The organism is Arthrobacter sp. PAMC 25486, from assembly GCF_000785535.1.
Classification (GTDB): Bacteria; Actinomycetota; Actinomycetes; order Actinomycetales; family Micrococcaceae; genus Specibacter.
In genome coordinates this window covers 688,642-711,255 of the sequence record NZ_CP007595.1, presented here as the reverse complement: position 1 = coordinate 711,255, position 22,614 = coordinate 688,642, and the positions used below count along the sequence as shown (strand labels likewise).

At 64.2% G+C, this 22,614-nt stretch carries 19 protein-coding genes; 9 read left to right on the top strand and 10 right to left on the bottom strand.

Translation table 11 applies throughout. The features are described from left to right. Window positions 1–82 precede the first annotated feature (82 nt). The 6 genes from pgl to tkt form a co-directional block, all read right to left on the bottom strand. Complete coding sequence (pgl, locus tag art_RS03415) at window positions 83–886, bottom strand: 6-phosphogluconolactonase (protein ID WP_038462502.1); 804 nt, start codon at window positions 884–886, stop codon at window positions 83–85. Continuing rightward, window positions 883–1,824, bottom strand: coding sequence for a glucose-6-phosphate dehydrogenase assembly protein OpcA (locus art_RS03410; RefSeq protein ID WP_038468505.1), 942 nt, complete (start codon window positions 1,822–1,824; stop codon window positions 883–885). The genes pgl and art_RS03410 overlap by 4 nt, the downstream gene beginning before the upstream one ends. Continuing rightward, on the bottom strand, window positions 1,821–3,365 hold the full coding sequence (zwf, locus tag art_RS03405) for a glucose-6-phosphate dehydrogenase (protein WP_038462501.1): 1,545 nt from the start codon (window positions 3,363–3,365) through the stop codon (window positions 1,821–1,823). The genes art_RS03410 and zwf overlap by 4 nt, the downstream gene beginning before the upstream one ends. A 16-nt stretch (window positions 3,366–3,381) precedes the next feature. After that, window positions 3,382–5,019, bottom strand: coding sequence for a glucose-6-phosphate isomerase (locus art_RS03400; RefSeq protein WP_038462500.1), 1,638 nt, complete (start codon window positions 5,017–5,019; stop codon window positions 3,382–3,384). 6 nt (window positions 5,020–5,025) lie between these two features. After that, window positions 5,026–6,147, bottom strand: coding sequence for a transaldolase (gene tal / locus art_RS03395; protein ID WP_038462499.1), 1,122 nt, complete (start codon window positions 6,145–6,147; stop codon window positions 5,026–5,028). 134 nt (window positions 6,148–6,281) lie between these two features. Continuing rightward, complete coding sequence (gene tkt / locus art_RS03390; RefSeq protein WP_052135954.1) at window positions 6,282–8,408, bottom strand: transketolase; 2,127 nt, start codon at window positions 8,406–8,408, stop codon at window positions 6,282–6,284. A 375-nt stretch (window positions 8,409–8,783) separates the two neighbouring features. On the opposite strand from tkt, the gene art_RS03385 reads away from it, so the two are divergent. Beyond that, complete coding sequence (locus art_RS03385) at window positions 8,784–9,758, top strand: heme o synthase (protein WP_157875131.1); 975 nt, start codon at window positions 8,784–8,786, stop codon at window positions 9,756–9,758. A 1,037-nt stretch (window positions 9,759–10,795) separates the two neighbouring features. On the opposite strand, the gene art_RS03380 is transcribed toward art_RS03385, so the two are convergent. The 3 genes from art_RS03380 to art_RS03370 are packed head-to-tail and all read right to left on the bottom strand — an operon-like array spanning window position 10,796 to window position 13,552. Next, window positions 10,796–11,743 (bottom strand): heme A synthase, encoded by a 948-nt coding sequence (locus art_RS03380; protein WP_052135953.1) that lies wholly within the window; start codon window positions 11,741–11,743, stop codon window positions 10,796–10,798. 13 nt (window positions 11,744–11,756) lie between these two features. Further along, window positions 11,757–12,527 carry an ABC transporter permease gene (locus art_RS03375; RefSeq protein WP_038462497.1) on the bottom strand — a complete coding sequence of 257 codons (771 nt, stop codon included), beginning with the start codon at window positions 12,525–12,527 and terminating at the stop codon, window positions 11,757–11,759. After that, window positions 12,524–13,552, bottom strand: a complete 1,029-nt coding sequence (locus tag art_RS03370) for an ABC transporter ATP-binding protein (RefSeq protein ID WP_082000076.1) — start codon at window positions 13,550–13,552, stop codon at window positions 12,524–12,526. Before art_RS03370 ends, art_RS03375 begins: the two co-directional genes overlap by 4 nt. Window positions 13,553–13,704: 152 nt before the next feature. Here art_RS03370 and art_RS03365 point away from each other — a divergent pair, with 152 nt between their 5' ends. The 6 genes from art_RS03365 to art_RS03340 are packed head-to-tail and all read left to right on the top strand — an operon-like array spanning window position 13,705 to window position 18,819. Beyond that, window positions 13,705–14,478 (top strand): metalloregulator ArsR/SmtB family transcription factor, encoded by a 774-nt coding sequence (locus tag art_RS03365; protein ID WP_052135952.1) that lies wholly within the window; start codon window positions 13,705–13,707, stop codon window positions 14,476–14,478. Beyond that, on the top strand, window positions 14,478–15,953 hold the full coding sequence (gene sufB / locus art_RS03360) for a Fe-S cluster assembly protein SufB (protein WP_038462495.1): 1,476 nt from the start codon (window positions 14,478–14,480) through the stop codon (window positions 15,951–15,953). Before art_RS03365 ends, sufB begins: the two co-directional genes overlap by 1 nt. Next, entirely contained in the window at window positions 15,954–17,267 is a 1,314-nt protein-coding gene (gene sufD, locus art_RS03355; RefSeq protein WP_038462494.1) for a Fe-S cluster assembly protein SufD, read from the top strand. Further along, window positions 17,264–17,620, top strand: a complete 357-nt coding sequence (locus art_RS03350) for a non-heme iron oxygenase ferredoxin subunit (protein WP_038462493.1) — start codon at window positions 17,264–17,266, stop codon at window positions 17,618–17,620. Before sufD ends, art_RS03350 begins: the two co-directional genes overlap by 4 nt. 42 nt (window positions 17,621–17,662) lie before the next feature. After that, complete coding sequence (gene sufC / locus art_RS03345) at window positions 17,663–18,430, top strand: Fe-S cluster assembly ATPase SufC (protein WP_038462492.1); 768 nt, start codon at window positions 17,663–17,665, stop codon at window positions 18,428–18,430. Window positions 18,431–18,468: 38 nt separating this feature from the next. Continuing rightward, on the top strand, window positions 18,469–18,819 hold the full coding sequence (locus art_RS03340; protein ID WP_038462491.1) for a metal-sulfur cluster assembly factor: 351 nt from the start codon (window positions 18,469–18,471) through the stop codon (window positions 18,817–18,819). A 124-nt stretch (window positions 18,820–18,943) separates the two neighbouring features. Here art_RS03340 and art_RS03335 read toward each other — a convergent pair whose 3' ends face one another. Continuing rightward, complete coding sequence (locus tag art_RS03335; RefSeq protein WP_038462490.1) at window positions 18,944–19,849, bottom strand: neutral zinc metallopeptidase; 906 nt, start codon at window positions 19,847–19,849, stop codon at window positions 18,944–18,946. Between the two features lie 91 nt (window positions 19,850–19,940). On the opposite strand from art_RS03335, the gene art_RS03330 reads away from it, so the two are divergent. Further along, window positions 19,941–21,386 (top strand): class I adenylate-forming enzyme family protein, encoded by a 1,446-nt coding sequence (locus tag art_RS03330; protein WP_038462489.1) that lies wholly within the window; start codon window positions 19,941–19,943, stop codon window positions 21,384–21,386. Beyond that, window positions 21,367–22,602: an acetyl-CoA C-acyltransferase gene (locus tag art_RS03325; RefSeq protein WP_367643759.1), complete on the top strand. Its 1,236-nt coding sequence runs from the start codon at window positions 21,367–21,369 to the stop codon at window positions 22,600–22,602. The genes art_RS03330 and art_RS03325 overlap by 20 nt, the downstream gene beginning before the upstream one ends. Window positions 22,603–22,614 lie beyond the last annotated feature (12 nt).

Here is a 22,614-nt window from a genome sequence, read left to right as displayed (position 1 = left end):
CCCTTTTCACTTCCCCCTCCGTCGAGGTGTGAGATGACGCCCGCTCCGACGAAGGAGGCAGGGCGTCATCTCACACCTCGACTTAGACGTCGCGGCGCATGAGTGCTGCTGGAACCTTCGCCGCTGCCGCCTCGTCGAGGAGCCAGAGGGTTTTGTTCACACCGAGTGCACCCGATGCGGGGACCTGGACTTCGCTGGCACCTGCCAGGCCGAGGCCCACCGCGGCGGCCTTGTCGGCACCGGCAGCGACGATCCAGATTTCGTGGGCCGTGTTGATGGCCTCCAGGGTCAAGGAAACACGCGACGGCGGCGGCTTGGGCGAGTTCCTTACACCCACCACGGGGGTGCCCTTCGTGCGGATGCCGGCCATTTCGGGGAACAGCGAGGCAATGTGCGCGTCCGGGCCAAGGCCCAGCAGCAGCACGTCGAAGCGGGGGACGGCGGGCGGCTCGGCCGGGGACTCGTCGTCGTTCTCCCACTCGGTGCGGGCCGCTGCGGCAAGTTCGGCAACATACTGCGCCGTGGCCTCATCCAGGTCGGCAACCTTGTCCGAGGGCGCCATGGCGTGCACGCGTGCAGGATCCACGGGGATGTGGTCCAGCAGAGCCTCGGACGCCTGGCGGAAGTTGCGGTCGGGGGAGCCCGCCTCCACGAACCTGTCATCGCCGAACCAGAAGTTGACCTTGCTCCAGTCGACGGCAAGGCGTGCGGGGGATTCGGCAATGGCTGCCAGGGTGGCGATGCCGACACTGCCTCCGGTCAAGACGACTGTGGCCTCGCCGCGTTCGCCTTGCACGTCGAGGAGACGGGTGATGAGCCGGGCAGCCGTGGTGGCAGCCAGCACATCAAAGGAAGGGTGCGGTGTGACGCGGACATTCGAACTCATAGCTGAACAACCTCTTCTTCTGCCAACAGCTCTTTCAAGCCTTCGGTGACGACCTCGCCAAACACGTCGTCAGGATCAAGTCGACGCAGCTCCTCGGCCAGGCAGTCCTGCAGCGAACGCCTGGGCAGGGAGACTTGTTGCTGTGGTTGGCCGGGCTGGCTCAAGATCGCCTCGAGGGTGCCTGGCCGGGTCAGTTCCACATTTCCCTTGGAACGCTTGATGATGACCTGGCGGATGCCGGTGCCGCGCGGATCCTCGCTGACGGTGATGGGAACCTGCAGCGCCCGGTGCAGCCACGCCGCCAGCAACAAGGTGCTGGGGGAGTCGCTGGCGCCCTCCACCGACAATCCGGTGATGGGGTCGGAGCCGTCGTACTGGTCCAGTGCGGCGGCCAATTGGATGCGCCAGTTGGTCAGGCGCGTCCAGGCCAGGTCTGTGTCACCCGCCGCATACGTCAGGGCAATGTGCTTGAGCGCGTCACGGGGATCGTCCGCATTGGCCGAGTCCGTGATCCGGCGGTGCGCTATCCGGCCCACAGGTGACTTGCTTGGCACCTGCGGGGCCTCGTTGGGCCACCAAGCCACGATGGGGGCGTCCGGCAGGAGCAGCGCTGAAACGATGGATTCGTTTTCAACGGCCAGCTCGCCGTAGCCGCGCAGGACGATGACCTCGGAGGCTCCGGCGTCCCCGCCCACCCTGATCTGGCCGTCCAGGCGGGTGGCCTCGTCGGGTGAGCCCGTGGCCAGGACGATGATCCGGCAGGGGTGTTCGCGGCTGGCCAGGTTGGCAGCCTTGATGGCTTCCTCTTCCAGCCCGCTCTGGGTGATGACCACCAGGGTCAGGACACGGCCGAGGGCGACAACGCCGCCCTGTTCCCGCAGCTTGACGATCTCCTTGGTGATCTTGGAGGTGGTTGTGTCCGGCAGTTCAACGATCATGGTCGCCGCCACGTCCTTCCATCTCGCTTCAGGAGCTCGTCGGCTGAGGCTGGTCCCCAGCTGCCCGGCTCATAGCTTTCGGGCTGAATGCCCTCGGCTGCCCAGAATTCCTCGAACGGGTCAAGGATCTTCCAGGACAGCTCAACTTCTTCATGCCGGGGGAACAGTGGCGGCTCGCCCAGTAACACATCCAGGATGAGGCGTTCATACGCCTCGGGGCTGGACTCGGTGAACGCGTGCCCGTAACCAAAGTCCATGGTGACGTCGCGAACTTCCATCTGCGTGCCCGGCACCTTGGAGCCGAAGCGGATGGTGACACCCTCGTCCGGCTGAACGCGGATGACGACGGCGTTTTGGCCAAAGTCATCCTCGGCATGGTCGGTGAACAGCAGGTTGGGTGCACGCTTGAACACGACCGCGATTTCGGTGACGCGCCGGCCCAGGCGCTTGCCGGCGCGCAGGTAGAACGGCACCCCTGCCCAGCGCCGGGTGTGGATGTCCAGGCGCACGGCGGCATAAGTTTCGGTGGTGGAGTTGGCGGGTATGCCCTCCTCCTCCAAGTAGCCCTGGACCTGCTCGCCGCCCTGCCAGCCGCCGGCAAATTGGCCGCGCGCCGAGTGGGTTGAGAGGTCCTCGGGAAGCTTGACGGCGGCCAGCACCTTTTCCTTTTCGGCCCGCAGGTGGTCCGCGTTGAAGGAAATGGGCTCCTCCATCGCCGTCAGTGCCAGCAGCTGGAGCAGGTGGTTTTGTAGGACGTCGCGGGCAGCACCCACGCCGTCGTAATAGCCTGCACGTCCTCCCGTGCCAATATCCTCTGCCATGGTGATCTGCACGTGGTCCACATAATTGGCGTTCCACAGCGGTTCAAAGAACTGGTTGGCAAAGCGCAGGGCCAGAATGTTCTGGACCGTTTCCTTGCCGAGGTAGTGGTCAATCCTAAAGACGGCATCCGCAGGGAACACGGATTCCACAATGTCGTTCAGGGCGCGTGCCGACTCAAGGTTGTGGCCAAACGGCTTTTCAATGACGACGCGGCGCCAGCTCTCATCCTCCGTCTGTGCCAGCCCGTGCTCGGAAAGCTGGCGGCACACCAACTCAAAAGCCTTGGGCGGGATGGACAGGTAGAAGGCATGGTTGCCGCGGGTGCCGCGGCCCTCATCCAGCTCGGCGAGAGTTGACTTGAGCCGCTCAAACGCAGCGTGGTCATCAAACTCGCCCTGGACAAAGCGGATGCCTTCACAGAGCTGGTTCCAGACCGACTCATCGAAGGGCGTGCGGCAGTGTGCCTCCACGGAGGCCTTGACCTCTGCGGCAAACTGCGCATCGGACCAGTCCCTGCGGCCGAAACCCACCAACGCAAAACTGGGGGGCAACAGGCCGCGGTTGGCCAAGTCGTAAACGGCGGGCATGAGCTTCTTGCGCGCCAGGTCCCCGGTCACTCCAAAGAGCACCAGGGACGACGGGCCCGCAACCCGGGACAGCCGGCGGTCGCGGCTGTCCCGGAGCGGGTTTTCACTATGTGTTGTGGCAGAAGTGGACATCTGTTGGGAAGCAGCCTTATGCGTCTAGGTGGCGGCCGGGAAGTGCGGTCACCGCAGTCTTAAGTTGTGCGACACCGGCAGCCGTGTCCGTCAGGTGAAGGCGCAGGACCGGGCGACCATGGTCGGCCAGCACTGCAGCGTCGCCAGCGGCCTGGGCTGCAATCAGCTCCCCAAAGCTAAACGGACGATCCGGAATAGCCAAATCCTCCGTGGCCGTGCCCGTAACCTGCAGGAATACACCCACGGCAGGGCCACCCTTGTGGAACTGTCCGGTGGAGTGCAGGAACCGCGGTCCCCAACCAAACGTGACGGGGCGTGAGGTGGCCGAGGCCAGCTCGTTGCGGATCTCCTCCAGCGGTGCGTACGCCAGACGGTCAAGGTAGACCTGCACACTGAGGTAGCCATCAGCACCCAGCGTCCCGGCCAAGGCGGCCAGCGCCTCGGTGACGGTGGAGGCGCCAGCCAGCCATCCGGCGTCGTCGTTGGCAGTGCGCACCTCAATGGCACCGTCGGTGAATAGCGCCGGCGTAGTTGCCGGGGTGGCGTCGAGCAGGCCGCGGGCTGCGGTCTTGGCTGCCTCCACATCGGGCTGGTCAAACGGGTTGATGCCCAGCAGGCGGCCAGCGACGGCCGTGGCGAATTCCCACACCATCAGCTGCGCGCCAAGGTCCCCGGCGATGCTGACCTCGTTCTCACGAAGCTCGACGTCGGCGTCCCCGGCAACCAGCCGGACCACCAGGACGTCGGCGGCACCGGAGGTGACCTCGGGGGAGTCCGCATCGGCAACGACGGGCAGGACACCCGTGCCCAGCTTGCCCGTGGACTCGGCGATGAGCTGTTCGGCCCAGTCGGCAAAACCAACCATGCCCGAACCCTCGTCGACGATCACGATCTTGTTGCGCAGCGGCGACGTGCCGCCCAGGGCGGCAGCCAGGCGCAGGCCGACGTTGTCGACGTCGTCATCACGCAGCATCTCGGCGGCTTCCTCGGCAGAGTCAAGCAGTGCAGCCAGGTCCACGCCGGCCAGGCCGGAGGGAACCAGGCCAAACGCGGTCAGGCCGGAGTAGCGCCCGCCAACGTTGGGGTCTGCGTTGAAGACCTTGCGGTAGCCGGCCTCGCGGGCGGAGCCGTCCAACGGTGAGCCGGGGTCCGTCACGATGATGATGCGCGACTTCGCGTCCAAGCCTGCGGCGGTGAACTCCTGCTCGAAGATGCGGCGCTGCGAATCGGTTTCCAGCGTGGAACCCGACTTCGAGGAGACCACGATGGCCGTGGTGGCGAGACGGTCGCTGATCGCGGCCCGGACCTGGTCCGGATCGGTGCTGTCAAGGACGGTGAGCTCGACGCCGGACGTGGCCGTGATGACCTCGGGTGCCAGTGACGAACCGCCCATGCCGCACAGCACAATGTGGTTGACGCCTTCGCTGCGCAGTTCATCGCGCAGGGCGGTGATCTCCTCCAGCAGGGGGGCGGAAACCTCGGGGGCTTCCACCCAGCCGAGCCGGATGGCCGACTCGGCTTCCGCGTCGGCGCCCCACAAGGTGGCGTCCTTCGCGAAAATGCGTGAGGCGACCTGGTCTGCCACAAGCGTCATGAGGTGGGTTGCCCCGGCCTCTTGGGCGGCACCCGTGGCCGCAAATGCCAGTGATGTCATTGGTCTCTAGCCTTCCGCGCCTGCTGCGTCGAGGGCTTCCTGCACATGGTTGAGCAGGTCCTTCCAGCTGGCCACGAACTTGTCCAGGCCTTCGGTCTCGAGCAGGTTGACGACCTCGTTGTAGGAGATGCCCAGGCCTTCGAGCTGGTTCAGCAGGGCGTTGGAGGCCTCGTAGTTGCCGGTGATGGTGTCGCCGGTGACAACGCCGTGGTCAAACGCGGCGTCGAGGGTCTTCTCCGGCATGGTGTTGACAACGTTGGCGGCGACCAGTTCGGTCACGTACAGGGTGTCGGGGTAGGCCGGGTTCTTCACTCCGGTGGAGGCCCACAGGGGACGCTGGGGGAGGGCGCCGGCGTCGGCCAGCAGTGCCCAGCGCTCGGAGGAGAAAACTTCTTCGAAGGCCTGGTAGGCGAGGCGGGCGTTGGCCAGTCCGGCCTTGCCCTTCAGGGAGGCGGCTTCCTCGGTGCCGATGGCGTCGAGGCGGGCATCGATCTCCAAGTCCACGCGGGAGACGAAGAAGGAGGCGACGGAGTGGATGTCTGCCAGGTTGTGGCCGTTGGCCTTGGCCAGCTCGAGGCCGCTGAGGAACGCGTTCATGACGGCGCGGTAGCGGTCGAGGGAGAAGATCAGGGTCACGTTGACGCTGATACCCTCACCCAGTGTTGAGGTGATGGCTTCCAGGCCTTCAAGCGTGGCGGGAATCTTGATGTAAACATTCTTCTTGTTGACCTTCGCATACAGGCGCTTGGCCTCGGCGAACGTGCCGTCGGTGTCCCACGCCTTGCGGGGATCAACCTCGATGGAGACGCGGCCGTCAACACCCTTGGTGGCTGCGGCGATGGGCGCGAACAGGTCGCAGCCGTCGGCAACGTCGGACGTGGTGATTTCAAAGACTGCATCTTCGGCGTTGATGCCCGCGGCGGAGAACTTCTTCAGCTCCGGCTTGTAAAGGTCGCTCTTGGTGATGGCTGCTTCAAAGATGCTGGGGTTGGTGGTCACGCCAACAACGTTCTTCTCTTCGATGAGCTTGGCCAGGCTGCCGCTGTTCAGGCGTTCGCGGGAGAGGTCATCAAGCCAGATTGAAACACCAGCGGCGGAGAGTGCGGCGGTGGGAGTTACATTGCTCATTATGCGTTCTTCCTTAGGATGTCCTGGGGATGGTGGTCCCTGCTTGTATAAGCACTGCAGGTGACGTGTTCTATTCCTGCTGCCGCCCGCCGCCGTGACGGCGACCGGCGGCAGCAGGGAAAAACTGGGTGCTGCTAGGAGTTGGCGTCGGCCAGGGAGTCCTTGGCAGCTGCCGTGACAGCCTCTGTGGTGATGCCGAATTCGTTGAACAACACCTTGTAGTCGGCTGAGGCACCAAAGTGCTCGAGGGAGATGGAGCGGCCTGCGTCACCCACAAATTCGCGCCAGCCCAAGGCCAGTCCGGCCTCAACCGAGACGCGGGCCTTGACGGCCTTCGGCAGGACCTGCTCGCGGTAGTCGGCCGGCTGGGCGTTGAACCACTCAACACACGGCATGGACACGACGCGGGCGGCGATGCCTTCGGCGGCGAGGGCCTCGCGCGCATCAACAGCCAACTGGACCTCTGAGCCTGTGGCGATCAGGATGACCGCAGGGGTGACGATTGCGCCGTCGGACACTGCTTCAGCCAGGACGTAACCGCCCTTTTCCACCAGCTCAGCCGTTGCGAACTCGGTGGCCGTGGCGGCACCGGTGCCGCGGGCGTAGGTGGGGATGTTCTGGCGGGTCAGCACGATGCCGGCCGGGTTGTCCTTGGTTTCCAGGATCTTCTTCCAGGACGCCGAGACCTCGTTGGCGTCGCCGGGGCGGACAACGTCCAGGCCCGGGATGGCGCGCAGGCTGGCGAGCTGCTCCACCGGCTGATGGGTGGGGCCGTCCTCGCCGAGGCCAATGGAGTCGTGCGTCCACACGTAGATGGACGGGACACCCATCAGTGCCGAGAGACGCACGGCCGGGCGCTGGTAGTCGCTGAAGATCAAGAACGTGCCGGAGAAGGCCCGCGTGGGTCCGCTCAGGTGGATGCCGTTGACGATCGAGGCGGCAGCGTGCTCGCGGATGCCGAAGTGCAGGACACGGCCGTACGGGCCACCGGACCAGGTGTCGGTCTGTTTGGAGGCTGGCACGAAGGAGCCGCCGCCCTCAATGGTGGTGTTGTTGGACCCGGCGAGGTCGCAGGAGCCGCCCCACAGTTCAGGGAGCACGCCGCCAATGGCGTTCAGCACCTTGCCGGAGGCCGCACGGGTGGAGACATCCTTGCCGCCTTCGAAGGCGGGCAGGTTTTCTTCCCAGCCGGCTGGCAGTTCCTTCTTCTCGATGCGCTCAAGGAGTGCCGCGTTCTCGGGGTTGGCGCCCTGCCAGGCGGTGAAGCCGGCGTTCCACTCTTCACGTGCCGCGGCGCCGCGGTCAACAAGCTGGCGTGTGTGATCCAGGACTGCGGGCTCCACGTCGAAGTGCTTTTCCGGGTCGAAGCCCAGTACTTCCTTGACGGCGGCAACCTCCGCAGCACCCAGGGCGGAGCCGTGAATGGCGCCGGTGTTCTGCTTCTTGGGGGCGGGGTAGCCGATGATGGTGCGCAAGGAAATGATGGAGGGCTTGGACGTCTCTGCCTTGGCGGCCGCGAGGGCGCCGTGCAGTTCGGCCACGTCCTCAACGTATTCGCCGGTCTTCGTCCAGTCGACACGCTGCACATGCCAGCCGTAGGCCTCGTAGCGCTTGAGGACATCCTCGGAGTACGCAATGTTGGTGTCATCTTCGATGGAGATGTGGTTGGAGTCGTAGATGACAACCATGTTGCCCAGCTCCTGGTGCCCGGCCAGGCTGGAAGCCTCGCTGGTGACACCTTCCTGGAGGTCGCCGTCGGAGGCGATGACCCACACGGTGTGGTCGAAGGGGCTGGTGCCGGGTGCGGCGTCGGGGTCCATCAGCCCGCGCATGCGGCGCTGGGAGTAGGCGAAGCCGACGGCGGAGGCAAGGCCCTGGCCGAGCGGACCCGTGGTGATTTCCACGCCGGCCGTGTGCTTGTACTCGGGGTGGCCGGGGGTCAGCGAGCCCCAGGTGCGCAGGGCTTCAAGATCGGAAAGTTCCAGGCCATAGCCGGACAGGAACAGCTGCACGTACAGCGTCAGCGACGTGTGGCCGGGTGAGAGGATGAAGCGGTCGCGGCCCAGCCAGTCGGGGTTCTTCGGGTCGATGCGCATGACCTTCTGGAACAGCAGGTATGCGGCGGGAGCCAATGACATGGCAGTGCCCGGGTGGCCGTTGCCAACCTTCTCAACGGCGTCAGCGGCCAAAATTCGGGCAGTGTCCACTGCGCGCTGATCGGTGGCGGTCCAGGTAAACGTTGGCAATTCCAGATGTGACACTGACAGGTCCCTCTCGTTATGGGCAAAAACGTTGCAAATTCAAGGCAAGCACGCGCTGTGGCGAAATTCTCACTGGCGCCCGCACCACGTGCGCTTTCCGGTCTTGCAGCAGTGATCTTAAGAATCAACTCGTGCAGGGATCAGGCGACGTGGCGCGCCTGCGAGCCCGGACACAATCAAAGTTACACGAGTCGGGACGCCAAACGTGATTGGTTTTCATATGTTGAGAACAGCAAGACCGCGCCTTGACATATGAATTTTTTCTGCTGTCACAGAACGGGCGGCTATGATAAGTACTTGGCGCGCAGGAAATCCATCCCGGGACCGGCCCGCTGTACCGCATGAACTTTCTGCGGCGGAACCAACGATGAAAACATGGTGACAACACACGTGAGTGCAACACATACCCCGGCGGCCGAAACCGCAGGGCGGTCGTCGATCGGTTTTTCGGAAAAAGCCAAGGGTTACTTGGCACTGACCAAGCCGAGGGTTGTAGAACTCTTGCTCGTCACCACCCTGCCCACGATGTTTTACGCGCACGGCTTTGCCGGCAAGAGCGGCGTTCCCAGCCTGTGGCTCATGGTCGCCACGATGGTCGGTGGTGCACTGGCCGCCGGCGCATCCGGCGCCTTCAACTGCTACATTGACCGCGACATTGACAAGGTCATGAACCGCACATCCAAGCGGCCGCTGGTCACCGGCGTCATCACGCCCCGCGAAGCCCTCGTGTTCTCCTGGGTTCTGACGGTCCTCGCGGTGGCGCTGCTCTGGAGCGTCAACCCGCTGACAGGCATGCTGGGCATCGGTGCCATCTTCGTGTACGTCGTGGTGTACTCGCTCATCCTCAAACGCCGCACGAGCCAGAACATCGTTTGGGGCGGCGCCGCAGGCTGCTTCCCCGTCCTCATTGCCTGGGCGGCCGTCACCAACACCATCCAGTGGCCCGCCGTCATCTTGTTCATGATCATTTTCCTGTGGACGCCCCCACACTACTGGCCGCTGTCCATGCGCTACAGCGACGACTACAACGCCGTCAACGTCCCCATGCTTGGCGCTATTGCGGGTTCACGCACGGTCGCCGTGCAGGTTGTTTTGTACACCTGGGCCATGGTGGTTTGCTCGCTGCTGATGATCCCGCTCGGTGGTGCCGGCATTGTTTACACCGTCACGGCCGCGGCCGCAGGTGCCTGGTTCCTGTACGAGGCCCACGTCCTGTACAGCAACTCCAAGAAGGACCTCGTGACGAAGAAGAACGCCATGAAAGTTTTTCACGCCTCCATCACGTACCTGACGCTGGTTTTCCTGTCCCTCGCCGTGGATCCCTTTGTGGGTTCCGCCCTGATGGGCTAGTTTTTCTACCGCGCGCCGGTCACGGCGCACCCTCCTTTGAGGCACGACGGCGGCCGGCAACTCCCACACGGAAGTTGCCGGCCGCTGTTGCTTAAGTAGGGTTGCTGCGCCCGGAAGTCCGCAAGGACACGGTATTCCAGCTTGGAACTCAAAAGGGACCGTGTTTGCGCAAAAAGACGGCCGTCCACCACCGCCCGTTTACGCAAGCACCGTCCCTTTTAGCACGCGGCGGACCTTTCAGCACACGCCGTCCATCTTCAGGTTCCCTGTCAGCGCCCCTTCTCGGCGTCCTTCACAGTCCGTATCCACCGGCATGGCCACGTGCCGGAAGGAATTCACACCGATCCCGCAAAATGACACCGGGAATCCCGGGATCAGAAGGCGGGATCGGCATCATTTTCAGTCAGTGGAGCCCAGTGGATTCCAGTGGAGCCGGGTGGCGCCGTGCGGGGTCCCAAGGAGTCCAGGCGGGGCAGGCATCTCGAGGAACCTGGGCACCGCCCCGGTTCCTCCCGTACGGGGGCAGACAATATCATTCGCCACCTGTCCACCGGCGGCGAATCATATTTCCTGCCCCCGGAGCGCCCTGACGGACTTGTTTATTGGGTGCTGAATGTAAACGGAAACAAAAGGGACCGTGTTTGCGCAAAAAGACGGCCGTCCACCACCGGCCGTTTACGCAAGCACCGTCCCTTTCAGCACGCGGCGGACCTTTCAGCACACGCCGCCCATCTTCAGGGTCCCTATAAGCGCCCCTTGTCGGCGTCCTTCACAGTCCGTAACCACCTGCATTGCACGTGGCGGAAGGAAATGACACCGATCCCGCAAAATGACACCGATCCCGGGCTCAGAAGGCGGGATCGGCATCATTTTCGCTCAGTGGAGCCCAGTGGAGTCCAGCAGCGGCCCAGGCGGCGCCGTGCGGGGTCCCAGGGACTCCTGTACAGGCGTATGAAGCACAAAAGCGGCCGGCGGCCCCCGTGTGGGAGTCGCCGGCCGCCGTCGTGCGTGAATTAAACCGTGAGTGCCGCCACTAACTACTTGGCGGGCACAGCATCCTTGCCGCGGCGCAAGGCCACGTCGACCATGTTGGTGGCGACGGACAGCATGAGCGAGGCTCCGAACATGTGCACAATGACCAGCAGGATGGGGATGCCGGTGAAGTACTGCCAGTAGCCGATGACGCCCTGGAACAGGACCGAGACGAATAGCAGGAGGGCCGCGTTACGCAGGATGTCGCCCCTGCCGTTGCGCCACAGCAGGATGACCAGCAGCAGGGCCGCGGCGACCAGCACGTACGCGGGGATGGCGTGGAGGCGGGTGGCCAGGTAGCCGTCCAGTTCCATGCGCGGCGAGGTGGAATCGCCTGAGTGCGGGCCGGATCCCGTCACCAGCGTGCCAAGGACCACAGCAAGGTAGCTCGTGACGGCGGCAACCACACTGAGCTGGCGGATGAGCGGTCGCGGCCGGGGAAGCGCCGGAGCTGTGGCCCCTGTGCGCCCGTAAGCCCTGTTCACCAGGAGCATCGAGACCACCACCAGGGCCGCCGAGACGAGGAAGTGCAGGCTCACAACGTACGGATTCAGGCCCGTCAGAACGGTGATGCCGCCAATGACTGCCTGGGCCGGAATGACGGCCAGCAGGCAGAGCGCCAGGCCGAACAGGTCCTTGCGTTCCTTGCGCAGGTTCCACAGCATGACCAGCAGGACCAGCCCGACGGCGGCCAGCGCAAAGGTCAGCGTGCGGTTGGCGAATTCAATGACGCCGTGGATGCCCATCGCGGGCGTGTTGGTCAAGGAGTCGGCCGTGCACTTGGGCCAGGTGGGGCAGCCAAGTCCGGAACCCGTCACACGCACCACACCGCCGGAGACGATCAGCACGCCCTGGCCGATTAGGGATGCCACGCTCAGCCGCTTGATGGCGGGGGTGACGGTCGTGGGCAGTTTCTCGATAAAGTTCCGCACTGCCGTGTTGTTTTGACTCACGCTGTGACGCCTTTCAATTCCATTTGAACCACTTGAGTGCTGCGACGGAGGCAACCAGGCCCCACGCCAGCAAAATTAGAAGACTCCAGACATCCAGGCGGGCGTCAATGAGTGCCGCACGCATCAGGTTTCCCAACGCGCCGGAGGGCAGCCACTGCACAATGCCGTCGAGCGTGCCGGAGAATTTGCCCACCGGAAGCACGATCCCGCCCACGGCTGCAAACAAGATCCAGCCCAGGTTGGTGATGGCCAGGGTGGCCTCGGGCCGGACGGTGCCGGCGATCAGCAAGCCGAGGGCCGTGAACGCGCCGGCACCCAGGATCAGCAGCGGGATGCCCAACAGCACACCTGCCAGCGGCGGACGCCAGCCCATGAACGCGGCAACTGTGGAGATCAGCACCACCTGCAGCGACAGGGCAACCAGCACGGCAATGACCTTGCCGGCGATCAGCCCGCCCTTGCCCAGCGGCGTCGTCGACAGGAAACGCAGCACCCCGTAGCGCCGGTCAAATCCGGTGGCAATGCCCTGCCCGGTGAACGCCGTTGAGAGCGCGCATAACGCGAGAATTCCCGGCGCTGCCATGGCGACCCGCGACGGGCCCATGCCGTCCAGCAGGGGAGTGGCCACAAGCGCCACGAGTCCCAGCAGTGGCATGACGACCATGAGCACCAGTTGTTCGCCGTTGCGCAGCATCGTGGCCGCCTCATACTTGCCCTGCGCCAGAATCCGCCGGGCCAGTGTGGCCGGACGCCCCGTCGGGGCCGTATCAAAGAGCGTGCTCATGAAATACCCATGGCCTTCCGGTTTGCTTCCCTGTCGTTGATGGACGACGGCGTGTTCCCGCCGTCGGCGTCCCCGGCACCTTCCTGGGAGATCGCCAGGAAGACGTCCTCCAGGGATTGGGATGCCAGGTGCAATGAGGTGGGCATGAGCTGGCGCTGTGCGCACCAGGCGCCGAACCGCTCCAGGTCTCCCGGCTCAAGGTTGCCCCTGAGTCGGTAGAAGCCCGGCCTGGTTTCGGCGCAGTCCAAGCCTGGGCGCAGCAGCGGTGCCAGGTCAAGGTTCGGGGCTGTTTCGAACGTCATTTCCCGTTGTTTCAGGGCGGCCGTTGACTGTTCCAGAAGCTCCGGGACGGTGCCCTGGGCCACCGTTGCCCCTTTGTCCACGATGTATACGTAGTCGGCGAGGCGCTGTGCATCGTCGAGCAGGTGGGTTGTGAGGATGATGGCCTTGCCGGCGTCGCGCAGTTCCCGGATTAGTTCAAAGACCATGAGGCGCGACTGCGGGTCCAGGCCTGCACTGGGCTCGTCCAGGAACAGCACCTCGGGATTGCCCAGAATGCTGGCGGCCAGGGCCACCCGCTGCTTTTGTCCGCCGGAGAGCCGGCGGATGGTGGTGTCGGAGAATTCGCCGATGCCCAGCCGCTCCACCAGGGTGTCCACGCTGAGCGGGTTGGAGTAGAGGCCCGCAACATGGCGCAATAGGGCGATGGGTCGCGCGGCGGGCGGCAGTCCGCCGTCCTGCAACATGACGCCCACACGGGCCCGCAGGGCCGCATCGCCGTGTTCCGGGTCCTGCCCGAGCAGTGAAATGGTGCCGCCGGTGCGGGTCTGCAGGCCCTGTGCGCACTCGATCGTGGTGGTCTTTCCGGCGCCGTTGGCGCCCAGCAGTGCGGTGACTGCGCCAAAATGGGCACTCAGACTAATATTGGAAACAATGCGCTTCATGCGGCCGTCCAATGACGGCAGGGGCCCCACGTCCTTGATGAGCCCGGAAATTTCCAGGGCAGGGGAGATTGTGTTTGTCACGCGGCCATTCTACGCGACGTAGATGGGCGGTTTGCCGGGAGGTGGACCTCCGGGCCACGTGGGTAGGCTCACCTTAGTGGCATGGTGGCAGTAATTACGGCATACTTGTGTTGTCTAATGTTGCATGTTATTTCAACTGCGTGGAGGTGTTAATGAGTCAGCCTGTTGCCCCCGCGGTACCCGCCGCCATTGATCCTGACGAACGAACCCGGGACCGTGTCATGACGGCCGTGCTTGAGCACGGCCCCGTCAGTGCCGCCCAGCTTGGTTCGCTGCTCGGGTTAACCCCCGCCGCGGTGCGCCGACACTTGGACACACTGACCCGTGAGGGCCTGATCGAGGTCAAACTCATCAGCAACGCCAAAAGTGGGGCAGGCCGCCCGGCGCGGCGCTATGTTGTCTCCCGGCGCGGGCAAACCGAAATTGGCGACGACTACCTGGAAATCGCCCGGCTGGCCCTGGCTGACATCGCCGCCGTGCTGGGTCAGGAGGGCGTCATTGACTTTGCAGAACGCCGCTTCGCCAAAATGGAGGCCAAGTACCAGCCGATGGTGGACGCCGCCGGAACGGATGTTGCCGCCAGGTCGAAGGCACTTGCCGCGGCGCTGAACGCCGACCGTTTTGTCGCCACCTCCAATTCACTTAACGCCGGAACCGCCATGGCTGCCGAACAGCTGTGCCAGGGCCACTGCCCCATCCAGGAATTGGCGTCCTCCTTCCCCGAATTTTGCGATGCCGAGACCGAGGTTTTCTCCCGGCTCATCGGCGTCGACGTGCGCAGGCTCTCCACCATGGCGTCCGGCGGGCATGTGTGCACCACACACGTTCCCACCGGACGTGCCGTGGTCAGCAAGCGCACCCCCAAGTCACCGGGCCCGCAAGGCCCGTCGAAACCGAATTCCAACCATCAGCAAGAAAGGCCGTGATGACGGATCAATTAGCGCAGGATGTAGGCGCCAACGGTGTGGTGCTCGACGCCACCAACCACGACATCCTCGAAAGAAACCCTGAGCTGGAGGGGCTGGGCAACTACGCGTTCGGCTGGTCCGACTCCAACGCGGCCAGCGACAACGCACGCCGCGGCCTGAGCGAAGAGGTTGTCCGCGACATCTCCGCAAAGAAGAACGAGCCCCAGTGGATGCTGGACATGCGACTGAAGGGCCTGAAGTACTTCGACCGCAAGCCCATGCCCACCTGGGGTGCGGACCTCTCCGGCATTGACTTCGACAACATCAAGTACTTTGTCCGCTCCACCGAGAAGCAGGCAACCACCTGGGAAGAGCTGCCGGAAGACATCCGCAACACCTATGAGAAGCTTGGCATCCCGGAAGCTGAGCGCAACCGCCTGGTTGGCGGTGTCACGGCCCAGTACGAATCAGAGGTTGTGTACCACCAGATCCGCGAGGACCTCGAGGCACAAGGTGTCATTTTCACCGACACCGACACCGCACTGCGGGAATACCCGGAAATCTTCCAGGAATACTTCGGCACCATGATCCCGGTGGGCGACAACAAGTTCGCCTCGCTGAATACAGCAGTCTGGTCCGGCGGCTCCTTCGTGTACGTCCCCAAGGGTGTCCACGTCGAGATCCCGCTGCAGGCGTACTTCCGCATCAACACCGAAAACATGGGCCAGTTTGAGCGCACGCTCATCATCGCCGATGAAGACAGCTACGTGCACTACATCGAAGGTTGCACGGCCCCGATCTACACCTCGGACTCGCTGCACTCCGCCGTCGTTGAGATTGTTGTGAAGAAGAACGCCCGCGTTCGCTACACCACCATCCAGAACTGGTCCAACAACGTTTACAACCTGGTGACCAAGCGCGCCATCGCCCACGAAGGCGCCACCATGGAATGGGTCGACGGCAACATCGGCTCCAAGGTCACCATGAAGTACCCGGCCGTTTACCTGGTCGGCGAGCACGCCAAGGGTGAGACCCTGTCGGTGGCGTTTGCCGGTGAAGGCCAGCACCAGGACACGGGCTCGAAGATGGTCCACATTGCGCCCAACACGCAGTCTTCCATCATCTCCAAGTCCGTGGCCCGCGGCGGCGGCCGATCCGCCTACCGCGGCCTGGTCCAGATCCGTGAAGGCGCACACAACTCCGCGAACACCGTCCGCTGTGACGCGCTGCTGGTTGACAACTTCTCCCGCTCGGACACCTACCCCTACGTTGATGTTCGTGAAGACGACGTCTCCATGGGCCACGAGGCAACCGTCTCACGGGTCAGCGAAGAGCAGCTGTTCTACCTGCAGTCCCGCGGCATGCCCGAGGACGAGGCCATGGCCATGATTGTGCGCGGCTTCATTGAGCCGATCGCCAAGGAACTGCCCATGGAGTACGCACTTGAACTGAACCGCTTGATTGAACTGCAGATGGAAGGGGCCGTCGGCTAAATGACCGAGCTCACGCAAGAACACGAAACAGATGCAAACGTTTGGACACAGGGCTTCATCAAGGGCATGACTGAGGAAGGCGAAAGCCTCTCCGAAATCAACCCCGAGACGGGCCCGCTTGCCGGCGGTTCGGCCAAGGCGCACAGCCATGGTGACAGCCACGGCGGCGGCGTTGGCGTCCCCGACAGCTCACGTGCAGGCCGTTTGACCTCCTACAAGCTTGCTGACTTCCCGGCCATCACCGGCCGTGAAGAAGACTGGCGCTTCACCCCGCTCAAGCGCCTGCGCGGCCTTGACCGGGTAGGCATCAAGGGCCAGGAACTCAATGGCCCCGCCCCCGTCGTTGAGGTTTCCAAGCCCGACGGCGTGAGTGTTGAGACTGTGGGCCGGGACGATGCTCGCATCGGCTCCGCAGGCATCCCCGAGGACCGCGTGGCGGCTGCCGCGTGGGAGAACTTCGCCGAAGCCACCGTTGTGACGCTGCCGGCAGAGTTTGCCGGCACGGCCGAGAACCTCACCACGCTGACCATCACGGGCCAGGGCAACACGCCTGCCGCATCACACATTGTGGTGCACGCGAAGAAGTTCGCAACGGGTGTCGTGGTCCTTGACCACCGCGGCAGCGCCGTCCTGTCGGAAAACGTTGAGATCCTTGTCGAGGATGGCGCCAACCTCACGGTTGTCAGCATTCAGGACTGGAACGATGACACTGTGCACGCCAGTGCCCAGCACCTGACGGTAGGCCGCGACGCGAAAGTTAAGCACGTCGTCGTCAACCTGGGTGGCAACCTGCTGCGCACCACGCCGTCCGCCCGCTTCACCGGCACCGGTGGCGACGTGGAAATGAACGGCCTGTACTTTGCAGATGCCGGTCAGCACCTGGAGCACCGCTTGTTCGTGGACCACTCCACGAGGAACTGCAAGTCCCGCGTCACCTACAAGGGTGCGTTGCAGGGCGAGGCGGCCCACGCTGTGTGGATTGGTGATGTGCTCATTCGCAAGCAGGCCGAATCGACAGACACCTACGAGCTGAACCGCAACCTGATCCTGACCCAGGGTGCACGCGCCGACTCGGTGCCGAACCTGGAAATTGAGACAGGCCTGATCGAGGGTGCCGGCCACGCCAGCACCACCGGCCGTTTTGATGACGAGCAGCTGTTCTACCTGCAGGCCCGCGGCATTGAGGAAAGCGTTGCCCGCCGCCTGGTGGTTCGCGGCTTCCTGAATGAAGTCATCCAGAGCATCCGGGTCCCTGCCCTCGAGGAGCGCCTGCGCGAATCCGTGGAACGCGAATTGGCGGCGACCCCCCAGTGAGCGATTCCTCCACGCCCGTCGGCGTCGTCGTCTGCCAAGCCGACGACGTCCAGGTGAAAGCTTCCTTGCTGGTTGAGGTTGACGATTACCCGATCGCCATTGTGCGGGACTCCTATGGAGACCTGCACGCCATTGGGGACACCTGCTCACATGCAGAGATTTCCCTGAGCGAAGGCGACGTGGAGGACGGCACCATCGAATGCTGGGCGCACGGCAGCTCGTTCGACCTGACAACAGGCCAACCGCTGACCTTGCCCGCTTTTGAGCCGGTGCCCGTCTTTGCCCTGAGCGTTCATGGCAGCGACGTCTATGTGGACGTCACCAACATTCTTAATGGCGTCAGCACGCAGTAGCGTTGCGGCCGCACACACAAATTTTTTAGGAGAAAAAAGAGTATGTCGACTCTGGAAATCAAGGACCTGCACGTCAGCATTGCCACGGAGCAGGGCGTCAAGCCGATCCTCAAGGGTGTCAGCCTGACCATCAACACCGGCGAAACCCACGCCATCATGGGCCCCAACGGCTCGGGCAAGTCCACCCTGGCAGCCACCATCGCCGGCCATCCGCGCTACACGGTGGACAGCGGTTCCATCACCCTCGACGGAGAAGACGTCCTGGCGATGACCGTTGACCAGCGTGCCCGCGCCGGCCTGTTCCTGGCCATGCAGTACCCGGTTGAAATCCCCGGCGTCACCATGACGAACTTCCTGCGCACCGCCAAGACGGCCATCGACGGCGAAGCCCCCAAGCTGCGCACGTGGACCAAGGACGTCAAGGCAGCCATGGCTGAACTGCGCATCGAGCCCGAGTTCGCCGAGCGCAACGTCAACGAAGGCTTCTCCGGCGGCGAGAAGAAGCGCCACGAGATCCTTCAGCTCGAGCTGCTCAAGCCCAAGTTCGCCATCCTGGATGAGACCGATTCCGGCCTTGACGTTGACGCGTTGAAGGTTGTTTCGGAAGGTGTCAACCGTTCCATCGACGGAGGCGGCCTGGGCACGGTGCTCATCACCCACTACACCCGCATCCTGCGCTATATCAAGCCGCAGTTTGTGCACGTGTTCGTCGATGGTGCCATCGCCGAGCAGGGCGGCGCGGAACTGGCTGACCGGCTGGAAGCTGAAGGCTACGACCGCTACCAGGTTGCTGAGACGGCAACGGCCTAAGCGCCTTTGTCACTGCACCGTAAGTCAACGGAGGAATCATGACTGACATCAGCGAATCAAGCCCAGCCATTGCGGCTGGCCAAACCGATCTCGAGGACGTCGAGGAAGCTCTCAAGGACGTCATTGACCCCGAACTGGGCGTCAATATTGTCGACCTGGGTTTGCTCTACGGTCTGCGTTACGGGGACGACGGCGCCCTGCTGCTGGACATGACGCTGACCACAGCGGCCTGCCCACTGCAGGACGTCATCGAGGAACAAGTGGAGAATTCACTTAGCCCCATCGTTGACGAATGGCGCATCAACTGGGTGTGGATGCCGCCGTGGGGTCCCGACCGGATCACAGACGACGGGCGCGACCAGATGCGGGCCCTCGGCTTCAACATCTAGCACTAACCGACCGGACCCCCTCAAAGGATGTCAGCGTTGAGGATCTGACCCGCAGAAGACGACGAAAATACACGATTTGTACGTGGTTTTCGCCGTATTCTGCGGGTCAGTTCGTTTTTAACGGTTACACCGTCGGGACGGAGAACGTGTCGCAGGCGGCCAGGTCTGCGCTCTGGTACCCCGCGTAGAGCCACTGCTGCCGCTGCTCGCTGGAACCATGGCTCCAGGATTCCGGATTGGTCCGGCCGGTGGCTGCCTGCTGGATCCTGTCGTCACCCACCGAAGACGCTGCGGACAGTGCATCGTTGAGGTCGTTTTGCACCAGCGCCTTCAGGAACGGCTCGTTGCTGCCGGGCGCCGGCTGCGAGGAGGCATAGCGCATCCAGATGCCTGCATAGCAGTCAGCCTGTAGCTCCGTGCGGACGGCGGCCGACTGGGCGCCGCTGGGATCCTGTTGTGCCTTGCCGATGGTTCCGGTCAGATTCTGTATGTGGTGGCCAAATTCATGGGCCACCACATACTCCTGCGCGAGTGGCCCGCCGGAGGACCCAAATTGGGTCTCCAACTGGGAGAAGAAGTCGGGGTCAAAGTAGGCCTTGTTGTCGCCCGGGCAATAGAAGGGCCCGACGGCGGACGAGGCCGGTCCGCAGGCGGTGCTGACGCTGCCGGTGAAGATCACCGTCTTGGGCACCGAGTACTGCACGCCGTATTGGTCGAGGTAGCCGGGCCAGAAGCTGTTCAGCGAATTCGCGGTGCCTAGGATGCGGCAGTCCAGCCGTTCGTTGGCGTCGGCACCTGTCAGGCAACTCTCAATGGCCGAACCACCTGACTGCTCAATGGCAGGCTGGTTGCCGGTGTCGCCCACCAGTGACGACAACAGGTCGGGGTTGATGCCCAGCAAGGCGCCAATCAACACCACAATGCCGCCGCCCAGCCCCAGGCCCACCTTTCCGCCCCGGCCCATTCCTCCTCGGCCACGCTGATCCTCTGCCTGCGACGGATCCAGCCGCGCCCCCTCATTAAAAGTCATGCCTTTAGAATACCGGCTGCCACATTCCAGCAGTGGGAAACTTCAAGGGGCGTGTTGGGCGGCAACACGGGGGTCCTCTAGGATGAAATGAATGCCCTTCATCGACCAGCTCCAGCAGTGGGCCGCCGCCCGCGGGAAGCATCCCGCCGTGATTATTGGCGCCCAACGAATCGACTTCGCCGGGCTGCTGGCCGCGGCATCTGCGCAGCGGAACACCGCAACGTCCCGAGTCGCCATCATCGATGTTCCCACGAGCACCCAGCTGGCCACGCAGTTCTGTGCCGCCCTGCACCAGCACAAGACGGCCATGGTGCTCGACGCCGGATGGCCGGCGGAGTTGCGTAGCGCCCTGGCCCGCGCCGCACAGGAGTGGGACGGCGGCGCCGCACAGGTTTGGGACGGCGACGCCGCGGATCGGCCGTTCCTGCTAGGCCTGTCCTCGGGCACGAGCGGGATCCCCAAGGCGTTCACCCGCAGCACCGCATCCTGGCGTGAATCGTTTATCCGCAGCAGCGAGTATTTCCGTCTCACCCCCAACACCGTCACGCTGGCACCGGGGCCCCTCGCCGCGAGCATGAACCTCTACGCCCTGGGCGAGTCAATCCACGCGGGCGGCACGTTTGTGGCCCTGCCGCATTTCAGCCCCGATGCAGCTCTGACCGCCATGACACAGCGTCACGTGAACCGCCTGGTGCTGGTGCCGACCGTCCTGGAGCTGCTGGCCCGCCGCGGCATGGAAACCGGTCACACCGCCACCGGCCTGACCCACATTGTGTGTGCAGGCTCCGCACTGGGCAGCAGCACCGTCGCGCTGGCCCGCCAGTGGGCGCCGCACGCCACGATCCAGCAATACTATGGTGCCGCCGAGCTTGGTTTCGTTGCCGCCTCCACCCTTGAGCCGGAGACCACCCCTGCTCCCGCCTCCGACTCAGGGCCCGCCTCCAACCAGGGCATGTCCGACGGCGTGGGCCCCGCCTTTCCCGGTGTGCAGCTGAGTGTCCGCGATGTTCACGGAAGGGAAGTTCCCACCGGCGGACTGGGCAGCATCTGCGTCAAAAGCCCCTACCTCTGCAGCGGCTACGCCTGGGGTGACGACGGTCTGGCCTTTTCCCGGCTGGGCAGCACCGGCTGGCACACTGTCCACGACCAGGGCCACATCGACGCCCAAGGCATCCTGCACGTAGTGGGCCGTGCCAGCGACATGATCCTCTGCTCCGGCACCAATGTGTACCCGCACGCGGTGGAACAGGCACTCCGCCGTGGCGCCCCCGACGAAATGAACATCATCGTCACGGCCATCCCTGATCCGGTACGCGGCCAGCGGGTGGTGGCAGCGTTCCACAGCGCCGGCAAGGGTGGCAGTACCACCGATGCCGATGCCTTCCGGAACAGTGCGGCGGCGCTGCCCGCCAGCCACCGGCCATCGCACTACTATGAGCTGGTGGTACTGCCCCTGACGGGAAGCGGGAAGATCAGCAGGGCCCTGCTCTCCCACTGGATCACGGAAGGGGACCCCCGTGTCCAACGCAGACGCTGAAACAGGTATGCCTCCTGCAAACAGCCACGGCAACCCCGACACCACGGCCGTCATCGTGAGCGCCAAACGGCTGCCCACGGCCAAGGCCGGCGGCCCCTATGCATCGTACCGGGCCCATGAGCTGGCCGCTGAGGTCATCAAACACCTGGTTGCTGACACACCCCTCAACCCCCGCCAGTTCAACGATGTCATCTTGGGCAACGCCACCGGCGGCGGGGGAAATGTCGCCCGTCTGGCAGCCTTGAGCGCAGGGCTGCCCGAACAAGTTCCCGGGCTCACGGTGGACAGGCAGTGTGGCTCCGGACTGGAAGCGATAGTCCTTGCCTGCCGTCTGATCCAGGCCGGTGCCGGGGACGTGTACCTGGCCGGCGGAGTGGAGAGCATCAGCACCGCACCGGCCCGTGCCCACCGGGGCGCCGACGGCTCCCTGGAATTCTTCGACAGGGCACAATTTGCTCCGCTCGCAACGGGCGATCCGGACGCAGGGGTGGCTGCGGAGAATGTCGCGACCCATTATGGTATTTCGCGCCAGCGCCAAGACGACTACGCGCTGCACAGCCATGCCAAGGCCATAGCGGCCGGCAACAGCGGACACTTCAGCAACGAACTGCTGCCCTTTGCCGGGCTCTCCGCCGATCAGGGCCCACGCCCCACGCTCACGGCCGGACTCATGGCCCGGTTCCCGCCTGCATTTGTCCCGGGCGGCACCGTCACGGCCGGGAATTCCTGCCCGTTCAGCGACGGTGCGGCCATCGTCGTCGTCACCTCACTGACCCGGGCCCGGCAGCTCATGGCCAGCGGGGCCATGGCGGATCCCGCAAGGAAGGGCCTGTTGTTTCGCAGCAGCGCCGTCGCCGGCAACGACCCCAATTTGCTCGGTGTGGGCGCCGCGCACGCCATGAAACAACTCATGGCTGCCAGCGGCCTGCCGGCAGAGGTGCTGCGGCACTCCCTGATCGAGTTCAACGAGGCCTTCGCCGCGCAGGTGCTTGCCACGGCCGACCTGCTGGAGTTGGACCCGGGCACGTTCAACCTCGACGGCGGGGCACTGGCCCTGGGCCATCCGTACGGTGCGTCCGGCGCCGTTTTGGTGACGCGGCTGCTCGCCCAGGTCCAGCGCGGCGCCGGCGCCGGCCCCGATGCCTTTGCCATGATCAGCATGGCCGGTGGGATGGGCCTGGCCGCCCACTTCCAGGCTGTTGAACTCCGGCGGTAGAGCCACGGCCAG